General features: G+C 65.7%; 15 protein-coding genes. 7 read left to right on the top strand and 8 right to left on the bottom strand.

Features of this window, described 5'->3' with window-relative positions; all coding sequences use genetic code 11:
* Positions 1-86 precede the first annotated feature (86 nt).
* Together LAQ58_RS18890 and LAQ58_RS05290 are read left to right on the top strand one after the other, a co-directional pair.
* Positions 87-2,486 (top strand): flippase, encoded by a 2,400-nt coding sequence (locus LAQ58_RS18890; RefSeq protein ID WP_255595011.1) that lies wholly within the window; start codon positions 87-89, stop codon positions 2,484-2,486.
* Between the two features lie 174 nt (positions 2,487-2,660).
* Positions 2,661-4,169, top strand: a complete 1,509-nt coding sequence (locus tag LAQ58_RS05290; protein WP_224449565.1) for a right-handed parallel beta-helix repeat-containing protein — start codon at positions 2,661-2,663, stop codon at positions 4,167-4,169.
* 264 nt (positions 4,170-4,433) lie between these two features.
* On the opposite strand, the gene LAQ58_RS05285 is transcribed toward LAQ58_RS05290, so the two are convergent.
* Both LAQ58_RS05285 and LAQ58_RS05280 read right to left on the bottom strand, forming a co-directional pair.
* Positions 4,434-5,804: a polysaccharide deacetylase family protein gene (locus LAQ58_RS05285; RefSeq protein WP_224449564.1), complete on the bottom strand. Its 1,371-nt coding sequence runs from the start codon at positions 5,802-5,804 to the stop codon at positions 4,434-4,436.
* A gap of 78 nt (positions 5,805-5,882) precedes the next feature.
* Positions 5,883-7,232 (bottom strand): glycosyltransferase family 4 protein, encoded by a 1,350-nt coding sequence (locus LAQ58_RS05280; RefSeq protein ID WP_224449563.1) that lies wholly within the window; start codon positions 7,230-7,232, stop codon positions 5,883-5,885.
* A gap of 396 nt (positions 7,233-7,628) precedes the next feature.
* Between LAQ58_RS05280 and LAQ58_RS05275 the strand changes: the two genes are divergently transcribed.
* Genes LAQ58_RS05275 through LAQ58_RS05265 form a run of 3 tightly spaced genes read left to right on the top strand, consistent with a single transcriptional unit; the run spans position 7,629 to position 11,031 of the window.
* Positions 7,629-9,338: an asparagine synthase-related protein gene (locus LAQ58_RS05275; protein ID WP_224449562.1), complete on the top strand. Its 1,710-nt coding sequence runs from the start codon at positions 7,629-7,631 to the stop codon at positions 9,336-9,338.
* Positions 9,339-9,343: 5 nt separating this feature from the next.
* Positions 9,344-10,465, top strand: coding sequence for a DUF1616 domain-containing protein (locus tag LAQ58_RS05270; protein ID WP_224449561.1), 1,122 nt, complete (start codon positions 9,344-9,346; stop codon positions 10,463-10,465).
* Positions 10,465-11,031: a metal-dependent hydrolase gene (locus LAQ58_RS05265; RefSeq protein ID WP_224449560.1), complete on the top strand. Its 567-nt coding sequence runs from the start codon at positions 10,465-10,467 to the stop codon at positions 11,029-11,031. Before LAQ58_RS05270 ends, LAQ58_RS05265 begins: the two co-directional genes overlap by 1 nt.
* Positions 11,032-11,082: 51 nt before the next feature.
* On the opposite strand, the gene LAQ58_RS05260 is transcribed toward LAQ58_RS05265, so the two are convergent.
* The 6 genes from LAQ58_RS05260 to LAQ58_RS05235 form a co-directional block, all read right to left on the bottom strand.
* Entirely contained in the window at positions 11,083-11,460 is a 378-nt protein-coding gene (locus LAQ58_RS05260) for a hypothetical protein (RefSeq protein ID WP_224449559.1), read from the bottom strand.
* A 446-nt stretch (positions 11,461-11,906) separates the two neighbouring features.
* Positions 11,907-13,904 (bottom strand): hypothetical protein, encoded by a 1,998-nt coding sequence (locus LAQ58_RS05255; RefSeq protein ID WP_224449558.1) that lies wholly within the window; start codon positions 13,902-13,904, stop codon positions 11,907-11,909.
* 1 nt (position 13,905) lies between these two features.
* The gene (locus LAQ58_RS05250; RefSeq protein WP_224449557.1) at positions 13,906-14,841 is read right to left on the bottom strand and encodes a glycosyltransferase; all 936 of its coding nucleotides are present in this window, start codon (positions 14,839-14,841) and stop codon (positions 13,906-13,908) included.
* Positions 14,838-15,896, bottom strand: coding sequence for a DUF354 domain-containing protein (locus tag LAQ58_RS05245; RefSeq protein WP_224449556.1), 1,059 nt, complete (start codon positions 15,894-15,896; stop codon positions 14,838-14,840). The genes LAQ58_RS05250 and LAQ58_RS05245 overlap by 4 nt, the downstream gene beginning before the upstream one ends.
* On the bottom strand, positions 15,893-16,978 hold the full coding sequence (locus LAQ58_RS05240; RefSeq protein WP_224449555.1) for a glycosyltransferase family 2 protein: 1,086 nt from the start codon (positions 16,976-16,978) through the stop codon (positions 15,893-15,895). The genes LAQ58_RS05245 and LAQ58_RS05240 overlap by 4 nt, the downstream gene beginning before the upstream one ends.
* Complete coding sequence (locus LAQ58_RS05235; protein ID WP_224449554.1) at positions 16,978-18,324, bottom strand: nucleotide sugar dehydrogenase; 1,347 nt, start codon at positions 18,322-18,324, stop codon at positions 16,978-16,980. Before LAQ58_RS05235 ends, LAQ58_RS05240 begins: the two co-directional genes overlap by 1 nt.
* An 888-nt stretch (positions 18,325-19,212) precedes the next feature.
* Between LAQ58_RS05235 and LAQ58_RS05230 the strand changes: the two genes are divergently transcribed.
* Together LAQ58_RS05230 and LAQ58_RS05225 are read left to right on the top strand one after the other, a co-directional pair.
* The gene (locus LAQ58_RS05230; RefSeq protein ID WP_425490689.1) at positions 19,213-19,845 is read left to right on the top strand and encodes a DUF7344 domain-containing protein; all 633 of its coding nucleotides are present in this window, start codon (positions 19,213-19,215) and stop codon (positions 19,843-19,845) included.
* Between the two features lie 257 nt (positions 19,846-20,102).
* Entirely contained in the window at positions 20,103-21,572 is a 1,470-nt protein-coding gene (locus tag LAQ58_RS05225) for a helix-turn-helix transcriptional regulator (RefSeq protein WP_224449553.1), read from the top strand.
* Positions 21,573-22,025: the final 453 nt, after the last annotated feature.

Here is a 22,025-nt window from a genome sequence, read left to right as displayed (position 1 = left end):
GAGGGCCGAGTGGTTCCCATGTCACCGCGCCTCCACAGCATCGCCCCTGTCAGACGCCTCTCCTATCGCTACCCGGTGAGGAGCTGATGGACCGGTCCATTCTGAAAGGGATCCTCTCGGTCGGCGGCAGTCGCGTCGCCACGCTCATCATCGGCGCGGCGACGACGCCGCTGCTGTACCGCGAACTCGGCGACGCGAACGTCGGCGCGTACACGACGCTGCTGTCGGTGTTCGCGCTGATGATGATTTTCGTCAGCTCTGGCGTCACCGACGGCGTCCGCAAGTACATCGCCGAGGACCGCGACGTCGCCGACTGGGAGGACGCCGTCGTCGGCTTCTACTTCCGCGTCGCTATCGTGCTCGCTCTGCTCGGTAGCGGGACCGTTCTCGTCCTCGCCGAGACCGGTCTCGGGGGCCGACTGTTCGGCGATTCGTTCGTCCAGTACGCGACGGTCCTCGCCGGATTGGTCGTCGCTGCGCAGTTCCGCGCGTACACCCGCCGGACGCTGATGGGGTTCGGTCTGGAAGAGTACTCCGAACCGCTTCGCGTCCTCGACTCGCTGCTGTTCATCGGTATCGGCGTCTCGCTGGTCGTCCTCGGCTACGGCGTGCTCGGCGCGCTCGTCGGTCACCTCGTCTCCGGCGTCGTCGTCGGCATCATCGGACTAGTGCTGGTCGGAAAACAGGTGTCGCTCTCGGCGGTGTTCCGCGGTGCGCCGGACACCCTTCCGCGCCGCGAGATGCTGACGTTCAACGGGATGAGCATCGTCCTGATGGCGCTGATGATGTCGCTGTACCACCTCGACATCCTGATGCTGCAGTACTGGTGGCCGAACGACGTGGTGGGTCACTACAAGGGCGCGCTCGCCATCGCGGAGTTCCTCTGGTTCGCGCCCATCGCCTTCCAAACCGTGTTCGTCCACTCCACCTCCGAGATGTGGTCGAAGGGCCAGACGGAGCGTATCTCGAAGCTCGTCGCCCGGACGACGCGCTACACGCTCCTGTTTACGGGCATCATGGCGCTCGGTCTGGCGGCGCTCGCGCCCGTCGTCGTCCCGCTCTACCTCGGCGAGGAGTTCGTCAACGCGGTCATCCCGCTCATCCTGCTGTTGCCTGGAACCGTCGGTTTCGCCGTCGCGCGGCCGATTCTCGCCGTTGCGCAGGGTAACGGGACGATGAAGTTCCCCGTGGCGGCGACGGGAGCGGCGGCGGTTATCAACGTTGCGCTCAACGTCGCGCTCATCCCGCAGTTCGGGATGCGCGGCGCGGCCGTCGCCACCAGCGTCGGTTACGGGTCGATGTTCCTCTTTCACCTCTGGAGCGCGAAACGGGTCGGCTTCGACCCCGTCTCGGAGGCCCGTCTCTTCCGGAGTATCGCGACCATCGGCATCGCCGCGCCGCTCGTGCTCGTGCTGCCGTCGCTCGTCGGCAACGACCTGCTCTCGCTGGTCGTCGTGCCGCCGGTCGGTCTGCTGTTGTTCCTCTGCGTCGCGTTCCTCACGGGCGCGCTTGGCGTCGGCGAGCTACTCGAACTGCTCGCGGAGTTCCCCGGCCCCGTCGGCGGCGTCGGCGACAACCTCTACTGGCGTCACGCCCGCCTCGTCACCGACGGCGGCACCAACGTGATGCAGCGCGGCATGTTCGTCGCCGGCCTGCTGCTGTTCGTCGCCGCCGGCGGCGTCGTCCTCGCCGACGTAGGCGGCGACAGCGGCGACGACGGCGGCCCGTCGATACCCGACTACGCGAACACCACGGAGACGCCGACGGCGACGCCGGCACCCACCCCGGCGGAGGCGTCCAACGAGACGACGCCCGCGGAGGCCAACGACACCGGTCCCGGGGATACGAACGGGTCGCCCACGCCGAACTCGACGCAGACACCGCAGAGCGGCGGCGGTGATGGCGGAGACGACGGGGGCGACAGTGACGACGACTCCGGCGGTATCGGCGACTGGTTCGGCGGCGGCGACGATGACGACGATAGTGGGAACGACGGCGATAGTGACGATAGCGGCGACAACGACGACGGTGGCGACTCGGACACGCCGACGGAGACGCCCACCGAAACGACGACCTCGGAGCCGACGGGAACTCCCAACGAACCGACGACGACCACTGAACCGACGACGACCACCGAACCGACGACGACGGAGTCGCCGCCCACGACGACATCGACGCCGACGGAGACTGAGACGCCCACCGAAACAACGACGTCTGAGCCAACCACCACGTCGGAACCGATCACCACGTCGGAACCGACCACCACGTCGGAGCCAACCACTACGCCAGAACCGACCACCACGTCGACGCCCACCGAGACGCCAACGGAGACGGAGACGCCGACTCCCACGTCGACACCCGTCGAGACGACGACCTCGGAGCCGACGACGGACACGTCGCAGTCGGGGAACACGACCGAGGATACCGACGGCAGCCTGTTCGACGTGCTGACGTTCTCTCGCCTGGCGTTGCCGTTTTCGATCTGACCGGGGGATTCCCCGTCGGCGCGTACGCCGGGCCGACACCCCTCGATCCGGATGTCTACTGTTCAACCGTTTCGGACGTTGTGAATGTGTTTTAGGGCGGTTAGTCGCGTGGTAATAAAATGCGCCCAGCGGTGCGTGACAGACGTGCCTACCGACCGATCCCGCAGCACGCAGATGAACCGTCGCTCGTACCTCTCGCTCGCCGGTGCCGCCGCCCTCGGCGTCGCCTCGTTCTCCGGCACCAGCGCCGCGACGCACTCGCTGAACGACGACTTCGGAACCGTCGTCGACATCGTCGACGCCGGTGCGGACCCCGAGGGTGGCGAGTCGATAACGCCGGTGCTCCGCGAGGTAGCTGACGACGACACGCTCGTCAAGTTCCCGCCGGGGCGCTACTACATGGACGAGCAGTTCCGTTTCACCGGCTTCGAGAACTTCGGTCTCGCCTCGAACGGAGCAACCATCGTCCCGGCGAGTTACGACGAGTTCGACGGTCCGCAGTACCGCCTCTTCCGACTGGGCGTCTCCTACGACCCCGGCGTCGACCTCCACGTCGAGAACTTCACCATCGACCAGACCGCCGCCGACACGGGCATCCGCGCGTTCCACGTCGAAGTCGAGGACGGTCTCGTCGTGCGCGACGTCGACGTCGTCGGCGAGCACGACAGCGGGACGTGGGGACCGGGACTGTTCAACATCACCAGTGCCTCCGGATCGGGTCTCGTGGAAAACTTCCGCGCGCCTGATGGCGGGACGTACTCGATTCGAGCGCCCGGCGACCTTCGGTGGGGACCGACCGGCATCATCGTCGACGTGAACCACCGCGGAACCATCGAGTTCCGCGACTGCGAACTCGGCGGCTTCCCCGACAACGGACTGTACGTCTCCGACGACGACGGGCAGGTTCTCGTCCGCGGCGGCGAGTACCGAAACAGCAGGGCAGCGAGCATCCGCCTCGCCGGGCAGGGTAGTTCCGTCCGCGGAGCAACGGTCGTCGTCGACCGGAACCGCGAGTACGACGACACCCAGCGCGGCATCCGCCTCGAAAACGGGTCCGGGCTGTCGGTGTTCGACACGACGATTCGCCTCGACGCGGCCAACGGGGCGGCCATCTCGGTGCAGAACAGCGCCGAGTCGGCGTGGCTGTCGGGACTCTCGGTCAGCGTCGACGGCGACCGACCGAACCACGGCGTCGTCGTCTCGCCGGAGGCCGGCGAGACCGTCCTCCTGCGCAGCGACGTCGAGCAGCGCACCCCCGGCGGCTACGGTCTCTGGACCAAAGCCGGAACGAACTCCGACCGCGTCGTCGCCGAGTACTGCACGTTCACCGGCGACGTGGGCGACGACACCTTCCGCGCGGCGATTCGCGCCGACCGCGACGACACGCAGATCCGTGCCGTCGGCATCGACCAGATTAGCACGCGGTACCGCCACGGCATCGAACTCACCGGTGACGACTGCTTCCTCTACGCGGGTCGGTATCGCTCCGGCGGCTACCCCGTCGTCAACGTCGGCGACGACACGTGGATGGAGGAGCTCACAGCGGGTTCGACGGGCGGCAGGGAGGCGGTCCAACTGTACGACGAGAGCAGCGGCGTGACCATCAAGGAGAGCGTCCTCGAAAACGGCATCGAGAACCTCGGTTCGTCGGGACTTCGGATGTATCTGAACCAGTACCCGTAAGTCGGCGGACGAGGCGGTCGAATCAGTCCTCGCGTCGAATCTCGATGGTTGTACGGCCCTCACCAGAAGAGCAGCGCGTACAGCTACGCTCCCCCGTTCGCGGATGCAACGAAGATCACGCACTTCGTGCTGGTTTTCTACGGCTCGAACGGAGAAAGACGAGATGCGGTGCGAGAGCTGAAACGACGAGCCGACCCCGGAGCACACCTGACAGGAGCGGGAACGAGCGGGGTCGGAAGGACAGTGTGTTGCGGCGAAAACGAGTTACGGCGCGGATTTTCGCAGCTTCCAGAGCTGCGAGAAGTTGATGACCTCGACGCCCTCCTTCTGCGTGACGTGTTCGAGGAGCTTCCGGTAGTCGCTTTTGTTCATCGTGTTGTCGTTGGCGAAGTCGTGGAAGTTGAGGATGCCGACGTTCTGGTGTTTCGCACACTGGTCGACAACCCGCTTCGCGATGTCCAGATCGTGGCCGACGGTGCGGGGAAGCACCAGCGGGTCGAACGCGTACGGGCTGGTCGTGTTCAGCTCGAACGACTGGTTCATCCCGCCCATGTAGTGGTACTTGTTGACGATGTCGAGCGCGGTCGCGTCGTAGTCGTTGCCGGGGTAGACGACGAAGTTCGACCCTTCGAAGCCGTGGCCGAGGAGCCACTGCTTGTTCTGGCGGACAATCTTGTCGAGTTCGTCGCCCGACAGCGAGTGGAAGCGGTTGCTGATGCTCTCGTGGGCGACGATCTCGTCACCGGCCTCGTACCGCTCCTTCAGTTCGCCGAGCGTCATGAACTTCGACTGGCCGACAAATCGCGGGACGGCGGCCTGCACGGCGGGGACGCCGAATTCGTCGTGCATCGGCGCAGCGTCGTCGTAGTAGCTCTTGCGCCCGTCGTCCCAGCTGAAGACGATGTAGCCCTTGTCGGGTTTGTCGTGGATGCGCAGGTCGTCGACCCACACCTCGATATCGTTGCCAGTGGCGTTGTTGGCGACGATTTCGATGCGCGAAATCTGCGTGAGGTCCGGCGGCGTGTTGCTCGTCTCGTAGACGCCCGGCGCGGTGCGGAACCAGCCGACATCCGGCGTCTCCATCGAAATGTTCCGCAGTTCGAGCACCGCGTAGTTGCCGAACGGGTCGCGGAGGTAGACGAACAGCGCGAACTTCGACGGCGTCGTCGTGCGCAGCGCGAGCGAGAAGTCTTTCTTCGTGAGGTCGCGGTTGTTCTCGAACGAGCGCGCGATGCTCGCGTTCTCGCCGCCTTTGCCGATGAGTTTCGCGCTCGTGTCGCCTCTGAACGCGTGGTCGGAGGCGGACTCCATCTCGCCGGCGTTCGAGAGCCACGCCGAGAGGTCGGTGAAGTCGTCGAGCAACTCGCCGGGTTCGTTGTACTTCTCCCGACTCTGGTACTTCGTCTCCACCGTCGCCGGTTCGTCCGTGACCGGCTTTTCGGTCTCCGTCGGCTCGTCGGTCGCCGCGCCGTCGCCCGCGGTCTGGTTCGCGCTCTGGGTCGACCCGTTGGCGGCGGAGTCGTTCGCGTCGTCGGGCGACTGGCCGCTACAACCCGCGACGCCGACGAGACCGGCCAAGCCGGCCGCGCCGGTGGTCTGGAGGAACCGTCTTCGGCTTCGACTGTCGTCCTTCATCTGTACCTCCCGCTTGGCGAACTGGGTGCATTACTATGGATTCGCTATGCGTCCGAGCCACCGGCGCTTACCGACGCGCTAATCGGAGCGAGCGACTGTTCGCTCCGTTTCGAACGTTTCAGTCCGTTCGGTCGGCGGCCGCCCGGCCCGAACGTCGGCGTACAGCGACAGGAACTCGTCGACGACGCGTTCGCGCGAAAAGCGCGCCAACTGCCCCGGAATCGCCGCACGGTAGCCGTCGTATCCGTCTCGTAGACGCCCGAACGCGCGGGCGAGTGACTCGGGGTCGTCGGATTCGAAGCGAACGCCCGCGTCGCCGACGATGAAGCCGGTACTGCCGACGTCCGAGGAGAGTACCGGCGTTTCGCTCGACAGCGCTTCGAGGAAGACGCGCCCGAACGGTTCGTCGAGCAGGCCGGGGTAGACGAACGCGTCCGCGGCGGCGTACTCCGCCGGGAGGTCGTCGTGGTCGACGAACCCCAGCCAGTCGACGCGGTCGTCGACGCCGAGGTCCGTCGACAGCGAGCGAAGCGCGTCGCCGTACGGCCCGGCCCCGGCGATGCGGATGCGCACGTCGTGGCCGTCGTCGAGTATCGACGGCAACGCCCGCAGCAGCACCTGAAACCCCTTGACGTACTTGAACGCGCCGACGGCGAGCAGCGTGAACGGCTCGTCGTCGTCTCGGCCGACTCCAGTATCGCCGCCGCGCTTGTACGCCGCCGGGTCGTCGACGGCGAACTCGCCGCTGTCGAAGTGCGGAATCACCTTCAGGCGCTCCTCCGGGAATCCGAACTCGGCGTAGTCGTCGCGCTGGTGCGGCGACAGCAGGTGGTACGCCGAGATGCCGTCTCGCGCAGCGATGGAGTTCTGGACGAACTCTACCTTCGCCAGCGAGTCGTACGAAGACCGAAGGGTGGTCTCGACGCCGGACTTCCGCGTGTAGGCGCTTCCGGCGATGCAGGCCGTGCACTTCGCCCGACCCGGCCCGCCGCACTTCTTTCGGTCAAGCCACATCATGTCGCCCTTCGGGCAGACGGGTTGATAGGAGTTTAGCGTCACCACCGTCGGCGTCGACAGCGCCGACAGCGGTTCGATGAAGCCCGTCGAGTACGAGTGGACGAGGTCGTGTCGCTCCAGTCGATCTGCGAGTTCCTCCACGGCGTCGATTTTGGTCAGGAGCGGGTGCGGCAGTTTCGCGAGGCCGTCGCGGACGACGTAGTCGACGCGGTCGGTCGCGGGTAACTTCGAGCGGTCCGCGCTCCGCTGGCTGACGACGTACACCGTGAGGTCGTGATGTTTCGAGAGTTCGCGGATGAGGAGGGCGGCGGTGTACGTCGCGCCGGTGCCGTCGAGACCGGGGACTTCGACCGGGACGAACCCCACGTCGAGGCGTTCGGGCGGTTCGAATCTGGTCTCGTCGCTATCCACGAGTCGTCACCGGGGAAGCGTCCCGACGGCGTCGACGCGGGTGCGTCAATTTCGGTACGTGCGCGCGACGCTGGCGGAGGGAACTGTTCATCGTCGGTGGGTGAGTTCTTCGAGGGGATTATTATGAACCGGATAAGCCCGCATTCGGTCGTGAACCGTCGGTTACGCCCACCACAATCGATCCGATGAACTCGCTTACCCGGTTCATAGCAAAGCCCCGGGCGTTCGCAGTGAGTCGTATCCGAACCTATCGACAGCTATGATATCGACTACCCGCCGCGCGAGTCGGCACGACGCGTCGACTCCCCGCGGCACATCCACCCTTTCCCCAGTCGGACAGCGTTCAGAGCGCGTCGTTCGTCGCCCCGCGCGAGGCCGGAGCGTGGGACGGTGAGCATGAAAAAGCAGTTCTTCGGCGTCTTCGGCGACGCCGACGAGTTCGAGCGTCTGCGGTCGCCGAACGAGTTCGACGCCGTCGTCGGCGGCGACGTCGCCACCGTCGGCATCCGCGACCCGGCGCTCGGGCACCCAGGCCGCAGCGACACCTACTCGGGTCCGAAAGGCGAGTGCGTGGTCTGGGGCGAGGCGTACGCGCCGAGCACCCACGCCAACGTCGCCGAGTGGGTGCTCGACCGCTTCGCCGAGCGCGGCCGCGACGCCTTCTCGGAACTCAACGGTTCGTATCTGGTGTTCGTCGAGCGAGACGGCGAGGCGTTCGTCGTCACGGACTCCATCCGCTCGTGGGACTGCTTCTACGCCGACACCGACGACGGACGCGTGTTCAGCACTGACGCGGCCGCCGTCGCGCGGACGCTGTCGGGCCACGCCATCCGCCGCGACGCCCTCCTCGAGTTCCTCCACCTCGGCGTCGTCCTCGGCGAGAAGTCGCTGCTCGAACGGATGTTCCGCCTCCCCATCGACTCGATGCTCACCTCCTCGAACGTGTGCGACCTCTCGCGGTTCGTCTACGAACCCAAGGAGTTCGACTACGTACAGGAACTGGCTGACCGACTCGGGCGGGCGGTCCGCCGTCGCGCCCGCGCACCCGGACGGAAGGGACTGCTTCTCTCCGCGGGCTACGACTCCCGGACGGTGCTCTCGAAGATGCCCGAAATCGAGCACTGCTACACCGTCGGTCACCACGAAGACCAGGAGACCGAGGGCGCTCGGACGCTCGCCGCCCAGTACGGCGCGGAACACACCGCCTTCCCGCCGACGCACCGGTATCTCCTGGCCGACGAGGCGAAAGTCCGCTACTCGCAGGGCATCAAGGAGTCGCTGCACATCCACCACGCCGGATACACCGACGAGATGGACGTCGACTCGATGTTCCACGGCCTGCTCTGCGACACGTTCCTCCGCGGGCACTTCCTCGCGCAGGACGGCGTCGAACTGTTCGGCAAGACGGTGCCGTTCCGGCGACTCGACTCGAATCCGAACCCCGTCGAGAACCTGCTCTCGAAACTCGGCTACATGCCCGAAGCGAGCCAAGCCGTCGCCGAGCAGCTCGTCGGTCTGGACGTGGACCCGGCGACGTTCGTCAGGGACGCCGTCTCCCGCGAGTTCGAGAAGGCGTGGGACCGCGCCGACGGCGTACAGAACGCCATCGACCTCACGGGCATCAGCAACCAGCCGTCGACGCCGTTTCGGACCCACCTCGCGGACAACTTCTTCGAGTCGTTCGTCATTGCCGACGTCGAGCTGCTCGACTGGCACCTGACGACGCCGCCGCAGCACCGCAACACGGCGACGTTCATCAAGGCGCTCCGGCGTCTCGACGACGATATCCTGCGGAACCCGCCGCCGGACCGCCCCTACGACACGCAGATTTTCAACCACGTCGAGGGCTTTATCCGCCGGAAACTGCCACTCGTCGAAGGGTTCGAGTCGCCGTGGCCCAACCGCCGCGACATCTACCGCGAGTACGAACTCGACGAGGTACTGTTCCCCGACGAACCGTACGTCCACGACCTCCCGGTTCGACACAAACTCCGCATCAACGACAGCTTCGGCTGGCTCGAACTCTGCACGGAGCGGTCGATTCGCCCGAAAGAGGTGTTCGCCGTCGACGAACGCGCGCCCGACACCGGAAAACGGGGTGCCTGAGCGACGTGTCCCACTCCCCGTACTCGCGCCGCAGCCCGTGGTTCACCGACCTGCTCGCGGCCGTCGCGCTCGTCGGTGTCGCCGCCGCGGCGATTCACAGTTCGCTGTCGGGACTGCCGCGTCTCCTCCTCACGCTCCCGCTCGTGCTGTTTCTCCCTGGTTACGCGCTGGTGTCGGTCGTCTTCCCCGACCGTAACACGACCTCCCGAACCGCCTTCGACGACGCCGTCTCAGGCCTCCGCAACCCGCTTCCCACCGCGCGGTCGGTGACGGGCGTCGAGCGCGTTGCGCTGGCCGTCGTCGGGAGCGCGCTGCTCGTTCCGCTCGTCGCGGTCGGCGTCCACTTCTCGCCGCAACCCATCGAACTGCTTCCCGTCGCAATCGGCGTCGAGGGGACGACCGTCATCCTGTTGGCCATCGCCTTCGCGCGACGCGCGGCACTCGACCCGGACGAGCGCTATGCACCGCCGTATCCGACCGCTATCGCGGGACTGTTCTCCTCGCGACCGCCGGAGCACCCGATGCGCGGGCGCGCCGAGGGCGGACGGCTTCCGGCCGTCGCGCTGGCGCTGAGCCTGCTCGTCCTGCTCTCGACGGTCGGCTACGCGGCGACGGTGCCGACCGACGACGACGGCTTCACCGAGTTCTACGTCGAGACGGAGAACGTAAACGGCAACACGCAGTCGATGTACCAGAACCAGTTCGCGGCGGGCGACCCCGTGAACGTCACGTTCGGCGTCGAGAACCGCGAACAACAGGAGATGTCGTACACCGTCGTCGTACTGAGCGAACGCGTCCAGACGGACGGCAACGAGACGACGGTGACGGAGTCCGAGCAGATCGGCTCGACCGACCTCACGCTCGACTCCAACGAGAACGTCACCCGCGACGTGACCGTGACGCCGTCGATGTCCGGCGACGTTCGCTTCACGCTGTTGCTGTACCGCGACGGCGCACCGGCGGACCCGTCGGTCGAAAACGCCTACCGGAGTCTTCGCCTCTACGTCACCGTCTCCGGCGGTGACGGACAGTCCAACGCGTCGCTCGCGCCCCCGTCTCCGGGCGACGCGGCGCTCGTGACTGACTCGCTCACCAGATCGACGGCACGGACCACAGGATCTCTCTGATGTGGCCGTGGGAGCATCTCGCGTTCGGCTACGTCCTCTACTCGCTGTTTCGACACGCGACCGGTCGAAGCCCGACGGGACCTGAGGTGTTCGTCCTCGCGGCGGCAACGCAGTTTCCTGACCTCGTCGACAAGCCGCTGTCGTGGACGTTCGGCGTGGTGCCGACGGGGTACGGGCTGGCGCACTCCATCTTTCTCATGCCTGTCTTCGCCGCCGCGGCGCTCCTCGTCGGCAAATGTCTCGGCGACGTGATGTGGGGCGCAGCGTTCGTCGTCGGCCACCTCTCGCACCTCGCGGGCGATGTCGTCTACCCGCTCATTGAGGGCGACACGCTCTCGTTCGCCCCGCTGCTGTGGCCGCTGGTCAACAACACCGGCGCGGCCCCCGAGGCGGGGTCGCTTGAGCTCGTCGTCTACTACCTCGCCCGATGGTTGGTAGACCTGGTTCGACTCGACGTAGGTCTGCTGCTCGCCTTCGAGTTGGCGCTGGCGGCGTGCGTCTTCGGTCTCTGGGCGTACGACGGTTTCCCCGGCGTCGCGACGGTGGTTCGGCCGCTGCGCCGGTGACTTCTGACACGTTTTGACGCCTCTCACGATTCGTCGTCCACGCTTCACCGTCTACGCTTCGTCGTTTGGACAGCCCTCGTAGACGTACGTGAAGTTGAAGTCGCCGCCGCGCTCGATGGTCGGTCGGACCCCGAGACAGGCGCCGTCTTCGACGACTTCGTCGGTCGGAACGCAGCGTAGCGGTCCGTCGTCGATTCGAACGCTGACGGCGTAGCTACCGGGTTCCGCGAGCGGCGGCTCGAACTCGACGCGCCCCTCGCGTTCGAGGCTCCCGTCGTCCCACTCGCCCGGCGACGCGACGCTGGAGTCGAGAAAGACGAGCGAGTCGTCCTCGACTCCGACGGTCGCGTCGTGCGGTTCAGTGTCGCGGTTCTGAACGACTATCGGGGGCGAGTCGGTAGCTGAGTTCGTCGTCTCGGAGCGTTGCACATCCGGCGAGGTGGGTCGAGAAGGTCACCGAGACGAAGCCGGAGAGGACCGTTCGGCGGCGCATAAAAACAGCTGACGACGCTTCGAACCTATCGATTCCGGTCTCGACACGGAGTTCGGAGGAAGGTTCCGGTATCTAAGGGGTCACACTCTCTATGCGACTCGCGGTAGTACCACCAACCAGCACTATCACACCAGCACCACCTCACCAACAACACCACACCAACGCGCCACCCCAGACCGCCGACGAACGCGACGACGGAAATTCCGAGGAACACGACCGGCAGTTGAAGACCCCTGAGAAGCAAGCGGAGGTCCATCTCCGATGATCGGATATCGGTGTGAGACGTTCTCTGCGGCGGTAGTTCCCCGGCGGTACTCAGTCTGTGGGACGCCGTGCGCTGGCGTCCGCTGCTGACACTGCCGAAGACGTCGCGAAAAGAAAGTTAGCCGCTGGCGTCGTCGTCTACTGGCGTGACGCACATCGTCACGTCGCCGTTGTCGTACAGCGTGCTCTGGTCGGGTCGGCAGATGCGCTCCTGCGGAATGTCGCGCGTCTGTCCCACTCCGTCCTCGTTGATGAAGTACGTCGTGCCGTCGGACTGGAACTCGCGGTAGACGGTCACGTCGTGAGTGACCGGGTCGCCGTTGGTGACGTTCGCCGTGTCGGCGGTGTACGCCCCCGTTCGCTTGAACACCGTCTGATACGGGTGGTCGGTCCGCAGTTGCTGTTCGGGTCGAATCTCCATCGGTTCGGGACCACCGGTCATCTCGCCGATGGTGTGCACTGCGGCGACGGATTCCTCGTTGTAGCTCAGCGTCTCGCCCGCCGGGAGCACCGGGTTGTCGATGGTGCCGTTGCGCGAGACGACCATCGCTCCGGGGAACACCAGCGCGGCGACGAGCAGGCCCGCGACCAACACGCGCGCGTTGAGGTTCGCGGCGAGGTAGCGCACGCCGACCGCGCTCAGAATCGCCATCGGCGCGTACATGAACGCGAACCATCGCTGCGGGATGAAGTTCCGGATGCCGAACATCGGCAGCCCCAGCGTGAACACGAGCATGATGGCCGTTCCGATGAGGAGCGTGAACACCGACTGCTTGGCGTGATCGCGGTGAACCACGTACAGACAGCCGACGAACGTGCCCAACAGGAGCAAGAGGAAACCGAGCACGTCGATGTACATCGCCGCCTGTTCGAGCGGCAACGTCGCGCCTGCGCTCTCGGTGCTCGCCTCGGCACCGGCGCTCGCACCGCCCGCGAGGTTCCCGAACCCGGCGCTCGACGCCACCGTCTCCGCGAGGAAGCTCAGAATCGTCTCCAGGAACGTCCCGCCCTTGTACGGCGTAAACGACCAGAGGAAGGTGATGAGTCCCACGTCGAAGACGACGAGACCGAGGATGTTCACCGGATTTCGCGCGCGGAACACGTCCGGGCGAAGCGGCGAGACGCGGTAGATGCCCAGATTCAGGAGGAAGTACGCGATGACCGCGCCGCCGAAGACGACGAGCATGATGAACGACGACACCTGGTGGGTGAGGATGAGCGCCACAGAGAGTCCCGCTAGCAACGCGAAGTCGCGCGGTGCGTAGTCGGTCTGCATCAGTCGAATCAGCGCGTACAGCACCGTCAGGAAGATGACGAGACCCATGCTCGTCGGGATAATGTGGATGCCCCACTCGATGACGTAGTCGCCGAACGAGAACAGTGCCGCCGCGAGCACCGCCCAGCGCTCGGCGACGAGTTCGCGCGTCGCCATGTAGACGAGAAGCGGCGATAGGGGGAGGACGAGCCCCAACGAGAGGTACAGCGCCGTCCGAAGCGGTACGTCGTAGATAAGCGACGCCGACGCGACGAGCAGGTGGTACAGCGGCGAGACGTAGTGTTTGTCGTCGGAGATAGCGTCCAACGACCCCGCTTCGAGGATGCCCGTCGTCAGCTCCGGTAGGTGCGTCCAGATGTCGATGCCGACGAACCCGGGTACCGTCGCGAGCGCCGCGAAGCGGACGGTCCCGGCGACAAGGACGATCTGCAGGAGGAGTATCGAGGGGTTGAACGCCTCCTCCTTGGCGAACAGAATCTGAGAGAGAAGTAACGCGCCCGTTACCCCGGCGATCGCGTAGAAGGCGACGCCTCGCTCGCCGGCGGTCACTGCTGCAAAGAGCATCGCCGCGGTGCCGAAGACGACGACGCTCGGGAGGTACCGGGAGACGCCGACGGGTAAGACGAACGTGCCGTTCGAGTTCTCCCCTCGATTGCTGTACACCGACAGCAGGTACAGCACGGCGGCTCCGCCGAGGACCAGCGGGATGGTCTCGACGTACACCTGCGAGAACAGCAACCGCAGCGGCAACATCGCGATCGCCGCGAGCAGCGCGAGCACCGCCGCGTCCACGTCGAAGCGACGGCTTCGGAGCCAGTCGCCGACCGAACCGATGCTCATCTTAGGCCGCCCCCTGCGCGACGCACTCGTACAGCGAGGCGAGGCGCTCGCCCATTCGGTCGACGCTCACGTCCGGGGAGACCGAGCGTCGGCGCTCGCGGTCCACGAGCGCGTCCGCCTCGGCGACCACGTCGTCAAGCCCGGACGCGAGTTCGTCGCTCGTCGTTCCGACGACGACGCCCGGCGCGTCGCCGAACTCGTCGCGGACGAAACCCACGTCCGTCGAGACGACGGGGAGTCCGCACGCGGCCGCCTCCTTGACGACCATCGGACCGCTCTCGCGGCGCGAGGTGACGAGCAGCGCATCGCTGGCGTTCATATAGTACGGCATCTCCTCGTAGGGGACGTTCGAGACGGTCCGGAGGGTGACGTCAGCGTCGGCCGCCTCGACGACGGCCCGTGCGCGCGGGTAATCCTTCTCGTTGCGCGACTTCTCGTACGGAAAGAGAGCGATTCGCTCGTCGGTCTCCCACCCGATTCGTTCACGCGCCTCGTCGCGGTCGATGGGTCGAAACCGGCCGGTGTCGACGCCGAACGGGAGGTACGTGTAGTTCTCACCGAGGTGACTCGCCATCGCGCGACTCGGGAGAACGGTCTCGTCGGCAACACGCGCGCCGTAGCGACTCATGCGGCGGAGCCACCCGTACTCGCCCATGACGTCCGTCCCCCAGAGGGTGAGGACGAGCGGACGGGTCGGTTGCGCCAGCGCGAACGGGACCGTCAGGCCGTAGTTCGCGTGGACGAGGTCGTAGGAGTCGAGTCCCTCGGCGAGCACCTCGGGGTAGTATCGGAGGTAGTCGCCGACGGTACGGGGGGAGTCGGGGCTGTACTCGCCGGGAACCGCGACGACGGTGCAGTCGACGCCGTTGGCTTCGAGCGCCTCGACCTGCTGTTCGAAGAACGAACGCGTCGAGGTGATGAGTTGGAGGACCCTCATGCTGTGGCTCTGATTCGACGACCGCCGCCCGACGACTCCAGTTGGTCGACGATGACGTCGGTCACGTCGACGCGCTCGGAGAGTAGTCGGTCGCGGCGGGCGCGCCACGTCTCGGCGTCGCCGTCGTGACCCTCGAGGATGGCGACGGCGTGGCTGAGCGCGTCGCGGTGTCGGTTCGGCCCGTTGCAGCTGTAGACAAGATCGTACTCGTCGTCGAGTTCGCTGACGTAGCCGAGCGAGAGGCTGTTGACGTAGACGGCCGGCGTGCCGAGCATCGCGCACTCGGCGGCCGTCGTCGCCCCCTCGCCGACGTAACAGTCGGCGTAGTACAGCAGGTCGTGCATCCGCTCGGGCGAGAGGTCGAGACGATGCCCCGCTACGTCCGCCGGAAGCTCCATCTCGGCGGTGACGAACACCGTCGCGCCGGTGTCGGAGAGCCGTTCGACGACTTCGCCGATGTCGTCGAAGCCGCTCTGACCCATATCGTGCGACGAGCCCCAGTCGTTGAACCGAGTGACGACGAACGAGTCGCCCTCGTCGAGTCCGAGGTCGTCAAGCACCGCGGGGTCGGGCGAGAAGCGGTCGGGGTGGAGGTAGGCGAGTTCGTGGTAGCCCGGATACCTGACCTGCTTCGGGCCGATGTCGCCGACGTAGCACGACGGCGTGCAGACGGTGTGTGCGAACGGATACGCAAGGTTCTTGATGATCGTCGCGTGCTCGGTGTCGTAGAAGACGACGCTCCGCGCGCCGACGAGCGGCGCGACGTGGGCGGCTGCGACGCCGCCGATGGCCGTGATGACGTCGGGATTTAACTCGCGCGCCCGGCGGAGCAGTCGCAGTTCGTACGTCGCCTGCACTGCCGCGAGGGAGGCCAGTCCGTGCGACTCGCCGGCGAGCACCTCGTGTTCTATCTCGTAGAGTTCGAGCAGGCGGACGGCCATCTCCTTCTCGCGCGCGAAGACGTGGACGTCGTGGCCCCGCGCCTCCAGTTCGTCGATGGCGTGCTTGAAGAAGTGGACGTGACCCGGATGTTGGACGGTGACGGCGACTCTCACTCTCGGCGCACCTCCAACTCCTCGTTTTCCTGCATGTCGAACACCATCGCCAGGAGCATCGACACGGTGCCGATGGCGGCGAGGACGCCGCCGGAGCTCTCTCTGTCGTCGTCGACCGCGCTCCGCAGCGCGTCGAGGACGCCCGCGCCGGCGATGGCGGCGCCGAACAGGTAGAGGCCGGCCAGCGGGTGGAAATCGACGGTGAGGTACTTCACGCGGAGCCGCCACAGGAAGTCCCGGGCTAACAGTGCCGACAGGCGGGGGACGAACGTCTTGTACTCGATGGTGCTCTCCTCGTCGCCGTAGACGGCCGGAATCGCCACGTCGGCGACGCGGAGGCCGTGAGCGTTCAGACGGACGAGCACGTCGTTGCAGAAGCCGTAGCGCTCGTACAGCGACTTGTAGTCGATAGTCTCCAGCGCCTCCCGCGAGATGGCAGTGTAGCCGTTCTGGGGGTCCATCGTCTTCCAGTAGCCGCTGGCGGCCTTGGTGAGCAGCGTGAGCAGCCAGTTGCCGAACGAGCGCCACGCGCTCATCCCCTCGCGGTACTCGCGGTAGCGGAGGCGGTTGCCCTTCGCGTAGTCGGCCTCGCCGGAGACGACCGGGTCGATGAGGCGGTCGAGCTTCTCGGGGTCCATCTGCCCGTCGCCGTTCATCACGGCGACGACGTCGATGCCGTCAGCGAGCGCGCGTGCGTAGCCGGTCTTGATCGCGCCGCCGACGCCGCGGTTGCGTTCGAGGCGGATGGGGACGACGCGCTCGTCGAAGGCGGGCGGCGACTCGCTCGCTGCGTCGTCGTCGGGTCCGCGGGCGTCCGTGTCGTCGTCAGTCGCCGACCCGTTGCGTCGGTGAAGTTGGGCCGTGCCGCCGTCGGTTTCGACGAGGCGCCCGCCGTCGCCGACGTGCGCGGCGTTCGCGCGTTCGGCGTGGCGCCGTATCTCGTCCCACGTGCCGTCGGTCGACTGGTCGTCGACGACGTACACCCGATCGACGAACGCGGGAATCGTGTCGATGACCTCGCCGACGAGACCCTCCTCGTTGTAGGCGGGGACGACTACGCCAATTCTCGACTCTCGGTACATCAGACCCTCCGATAGGTAAAGCCGTGTCCGACGACTTCCTCGGCGTCGAGCGCCCCGCGAACGTCGAAGAGGAACGGGTCGTCGTTCATCACCTCTCGCGCGGCCGCGAGGTCGAGGTTCTCGAACACGTCGTGCGGCGTCGCGAGCACGATACCGTCTGCGCCCTCGAAGGAGGGCTGGTCCATCACGTCGATGCCGAACTGTTGGCTCGTCTGCTCGGGGTCAGCGTACGGGTCGAATCCGAGCACGTCGACGCCGTACTCTTTCATCGTGTCGATTACGCCGTCGACGACCGACGTCCGCGTGTCGGCGACGTTCGGTTTGTACGTCAGTCCGAGCACGACGACGCGACTCTCGCCGAGGACGTTACCGCAGTCGTTCAGCGTCTTCAGCGCGAGTTCGGAGACGTGCTCGGGCATCCGGCGGTTGACGTCGCGCGCCTTCAGCGTCAGTTCCGGGACGTAGCCCTCCATCTTCGAGCGGTACGCGAAGTAGAACGGGTCGACGGGGATGCAGTGGCCACCGACGAGGCCCGGCGAGTAGTCGTGGAAGTTCCACTTCGTCCCGGCGGCGTCGAGCACCTCCTGGGTGTTGATGCCGATGTGCTCGAAGGCGATGGCGAGCTCGTTCATTAGCGCGATGTTCAGGTCGCGCTGGACGTTCTCGACGACTTTCGACGCCTCGGCCGCTTCGAGCGACGACGTGCGGTGAACGCCCGCGTCGACGACGCGCTCGTAGAGGTCAGCAACGTCTTCGAGCACCGCGGGGTCGTCGGCGCCGACAACTTTCACCACGTCGCGGAGACCGTGTTTCTCGTCGCCGGGGGTCGCACGCTCGGGCGAGTATGCGACGAAGAACTCCTCGCCCGCGGTGAGACCGGACGCCTCTTCGAGCACGGGGGCGAGCACCGAGCGGGTCGCGCCGGGGAACACCGTCGATTCGAGGATGACGGTCGTCTCGGGCGTCATGTGCGTGCCGATGGTCTCACCGGCGCTCTCGACGAACCGGAGGTCCGGGTTCTCCATCTCGTCGACGGGCGTCGGCACGGTGACGATGACGTAGTCGGCGTCGGCGATGGTCGCCGGGTCGGTCGTGAACTCCACCTCGCTGTCGGCGACAGCGGCGTCTCCGAGATCACCGGTCGTGTCGGTGCCTTCGGTGAGAGTGTCCACCTTCTCGTCGTCGATGTCGTAGCCGATGACCTGCTGGTCGACGCGGTCGAAATGAACTGCGAGCGGGAGACCGACGTAGCCGAGACCGACGACACAGATGGTCTCGGTGCGGCCGACCGACTCGATGCGGCGGCCCTCGTCGCGACGACGGGTGTCGGTCAGTCCCGAACTCATCGCTGGACCTCCGCTGCAGGGAGCCGTCCGTTTTCGACCGTGCAGTTCCGTCTGCCGTGACGAAGCGTCTGTATCTCGCTCATGTGGAGTTTCCTTCCCCCTGCGTAGACCGCAGGTGGGCTTCGTCTCTCCCGAACCACGATACCGGCTTTATTATAGAGCGAGTAAGCGGAATTGCCCGATTTTCGATGCACGAGACGGTCGGAAACTGCCGTCGCGGCCCTTCTCGAGGCTCTCGCGTCCGTTCTTCGTGAAAGTGACGCCGACTGTTTCGTCTATTCACTCGTTTAGGAGGTCCACAAGCCCTCTCGCGACGCTCTCCGGATTCCTCGGACCGTCTGCGTCGACCAGGCGTCGCGCAGGCGGACCGCCGGCCGTTTCAACGAATTTCACTGTTTCCGTCATTGTGTCGCATATAACAATGTGGGTGTCTCCCCTCGGAGAATCTGCGGGAGCCTTCCCGCGAACCCCATGACGTACGCGACACCCACCGCCATCGTCCGCTCGCTCGCCGCGGAAGCGACGCTGTCCCGCGTCGCCTCCGGTTCGGCAACTCCAACCGAGGTGACCGAACAGAGCGGCGAGTGAGACGACCCGAACGGGCAATCGGACCGCCGTCAGGACGCCGCGTCTTCGACGGCGAGACGAGTGACTGTCAACCCTCTCTCCACGCCCGTTTTACCAGATTTAATACCATTTCTCGGGGCGATTCGTCTCCGATCTCGGAAAATAGCAATTCGAACTTGAGTAAATAACTATAAACAGCTAAAACGGTCGCATACAACAGTCTGAAACGGTTTGCAACAGTACGTCTGACGCGCTGCAACAGTTGCATCTATCGATACAGACATCCTGATTTATTACCTCCCCAGAGTTTGTACCTGCCACATGACAGTCACAGAGTCCGATAACATGGCCCGGTTCGAGCCCCCCCAGATGGCGGAGGAAACCCCCCTGTCGAAGGACCAGTTGTTCCACATCCTCCAGAACCGTCGCCGCCGCGACGTACTCTGGTATCTCCGCGGAACCGAAGGCCCGGTTCGCATGCGCGACATCGCAGAACAGGTTGCCGCGTGGGAGAACGACACCACCGTGGAAGCGTTGATGTCCGACCAGCGCCAGCGCGTCTACATCGCGCTCTATCAAGAACACCTCCCGAAACTCGACGAAGACGGCGTCATCGACTACAACAAAAGCCGCGGTGTCGTCGAGCGAAACGACATCGCCGACCAGTTTGACCCGTACCTGACGAACGAGATCGTCGAGGAAGCCTCCCCATCTGGGCCCGCAACCCCAGGGGTCGAGGCAGTGGAATCGGCCTCGTGGCAGAAGTACTCCATCGGCGTCTCGGGCGTCGGCGCGCTCGCACTGCTCGGAATCACCTTCGACGCCCCCGTACTCGGCCAATCTAGCGGTCTCGCGGTGGGACTCATCGCGGTGATGCTCACCATCGCCACCGTCACGTACGCCCTCTCGGGATACTCCCGATCCGCCCTCTCGACCGACACCGATAGCAACTGACTGTTCCGCTCGGAACGCCGCCCCCCGCCCCCGACGCGGATGTCGTGTTTGATTACCGCCAAGTGCGGTCGGAAAGACTAGCCCCCGGTAATGATTAATTACCCGAAAACGAGTCCTTGACGGGGCGTAAGACGCTCTCTTCGAAACCTGTCATTGGCTCGCATTTGTATCGGTAATGAGATATTACAACACCGAAAGAACTACGTTCGATATCGACCGACCACTCTCGTACCCATCAATCGAGGGGAGAGTGTAACGTGACGAAACCGAAGCACCGAGTCGCCCGAACGGTTCTAGCCCTCCTGTTGATACTCGCGAGTGTCCCGGCCGCGACGGCGGCGAACGCCCCGGCGCTCTCGCAGTCGGAGGGCGTGAGCGCCGGCTCCTCGTTCGGGGAACTACGCGTCTCCGAAGCGGGAACCGTCGAACAGGGCGAAAACCGGACGTACATCTGGCGGAACGAGTCAAGTTCCCTCTCGGCGCGCTTTCACAACGCCGGAAACAGCTCCCTGTACGAGTTCTGTGCGTACGCCGAAGACGAGAGCGGAAAGCGGGTGCAACTCGACTGCCAGCAGATGAACGTCGACCCGAACGGGTCGAGAAACGTCGTGTTCGCCTTCGAGCGCTACCCGCCGAACATCAGCGGCGAACGGAACGTCACCCTCGTCGCGAGCCGCGGGTTCGGCAACGAGGAAGCCGTCGCGTCGACCACCGCGACGTACACTTTCATCGAACGCTCCGGCGACTACGACGACGACAACCTCTCGAACGAACGCGAGGTCGAACTCGGCACCGACCTCAACTCCCGCGACACCGACGGCGACGGAATCTTCGACGGCGCGGAGGTCTACGACCGTGGCACCGATCCGCTCGACCCCGACACCGACGGCGACGGACTCCGAGACCAAGAGGAGATAATCGTCGGAACGAACATCACGAACCCCGACACCGACGGCGACGGCGTCCCCGACGGCGCGGAAGTCGACGACCACGGCACCGACCCGCTCAACCCCGACACAGACGGCGACGGTCTCACCGATAGCGAGGAACTCGCCTTGGAGACCGACCCCGTCGAAGAGGACACCGACGACGACGGTCTCCTCGACGGCGCGGAAGTCGACGAGCACAACACCGATCCGCTCGACCCCGACACCGACGGCGACGGTCTCAACGACAGCGCGGAGGCCACCGTCTACGGTACCGACCCGCTCGACACCGACACCGACGGCGACGGACTCTCCGACAGTACGGAGTTCGCGTTGGGATCCGACCCGACGAATCCGACGACGACGGTCGGGTTCGTCGGGCTTGCGCTCGCGCTACTCGCTGCGCTCGGCGTCTGGTACCGTCGCAGCGACCGCAGCATCGCCACGGTGGTCCACACGCGCGGCGATGCGCTCGTCGCGGCGCTCAAAACCGGCTCCGACGAGGAACGAGACGCCATCGAAGCCGGACGCGCCCCCGCCGAACCGTCCGCCGAGGCGTCGTTCGACCCACAGATTCCCCTATCGGACGACGGCCGCGTTTTGCAGATGCTACACGAGGAGAGCGGGCGACTCAAACAGAGTGAAATCGTCAAGCGCACCGAGTGGTCGAAGTCGAAAGTGAGCCGCCTCCTCTCGCGGATGGAGGAGGAGGGCAAACTCACGAAAATAAACGTCGGTCGCGAGAATGTCATCGCGCTCACCGACGAGACGCCCGACTGGGCCGACTCGGCGCTTCGGTGACGTTCGAGCCGTCGGCAGCTGCTGTCACCGTTCTTCGGCCGTCGACGCTGCCATCGCTTGAGATCGTCGAGAGCCGCCGGCACCCGGGGAGTCAGACCTGTTTTCGGAGACGTAGACGGTAGCGCGTACTCGGCGTCGTCCGATTCGCCCTCCGCGTCACTCGATCTGCCAGTCGACGACGCGAGGGCCCGCCCGGACACGCAACCCTCCTCCGACGCGGTGACGCTGTCGGTCGGACGACGAGACGCAACGTACTGCCTGTCGACTCGGTGTGAATCGACTCGACGGCCTCACTACGGCGTGTCGCTGGCTGCGCCGGTGGGTGTGCCGACGACAGACCCATCTCGCGCTCGAAGACGTGGTATCGAACTGTCGGTGTGTCGGCGACGGGTTTTTCGGTGGGGGTTCCGCGACCGTCACCGACACCACCGGAACCCCTGGCGGGTGCCGTGG

Source organism: Haloprofundus salilacus (assembly GCF_020150815.1).
GTDB lineage: Archaea > Halobacteriota > Halobacteria > Halobacteriales > Haloferacaceae > Haloprofundus > Haloprofundus salilacus.
The sequence above is the reverse complement of the archived record's forward strand: the minus strand, read 5'-3'. Positions and strand labels throughout refer to the sequence as shown.

Excerpts from the sequence above, each read along its gene's own strand:
- LAQ58_RS05230 (WP_425490689.1), top strand. The coding sequence starts at position 19,213 with ATGACAGTCACAGAGTCCGATAACATGGCCCGGTTCGAGCCCCCCCAG.
- LAQ58_RS05250 (WP_224449557.1), bottom strand. The coding sequence starts at position 14,841 with ATGAGGGTCCTCCAACTCATCACCTCGACGCGTTCGTTCTTCGAACAG.
- LAQ58_RS05235 (WP_224449554.1), bottom strand. The coding sequence starts at position 18,324 with ATGAGTTCGGGACTGACCGACACCCGTCGTCGCGACGAGGGCCGCCGC.
- LAQ58_RS05240 (WP_224449555.1), bottom strand. The coding sequence starts at position 16,978 with ATGTACCGAGAGTCGAGAATTGGCGTAGTCGTCCCCGCCTACAACGAG.
- LAQ58_RS05265 (WP_224449560.1), top strand. The coding sequence starts at position 10,465 with ATGTGGCCGTGGGAGCATCTCGCGTTCGGCTACGTCCTCTACTCGCTG.
- LAQ58_RS05285 (WP_224449564.1), bottom strand. The coding sequence starts at position 5,804 with ATGAAGGACGACAGTCGAAGCCGAAGACGGTTCCTCCAGACCACCGGC.
- LAQ58_RS18890 (WP_255595011.1), top strand. The coding sequence starts at position 87 with ATGGACCGGTCCATTCTGAAAGGGATCCTCTCGGTCGGCGGCAGTCGC.
- LAQ58_RS05255 (WP_224449558.1), bottom strand. The coding sequence starts at position 13,904 with ATGAGCATCGGTTCGGTCGGCGACTGGCTCCGAAGCCGTCGCTTCGAC.
- LAQ58_RS05275 (WP_224449562.1), top strand. The coding sequence starts at position 7,629 with ATGAAAAAGCAGTTCTTCGGCGTCTTCGGCGACGCCGACGAGTTCGAG.
- LAQ58_RS05290 (WP_224449565.1), top strand. The coding sequence starts at position 2,661 with ATGAACCGTCGCTCGTACCTCTCGCTCGCCGGTGCCGCCGCCCTCGGC.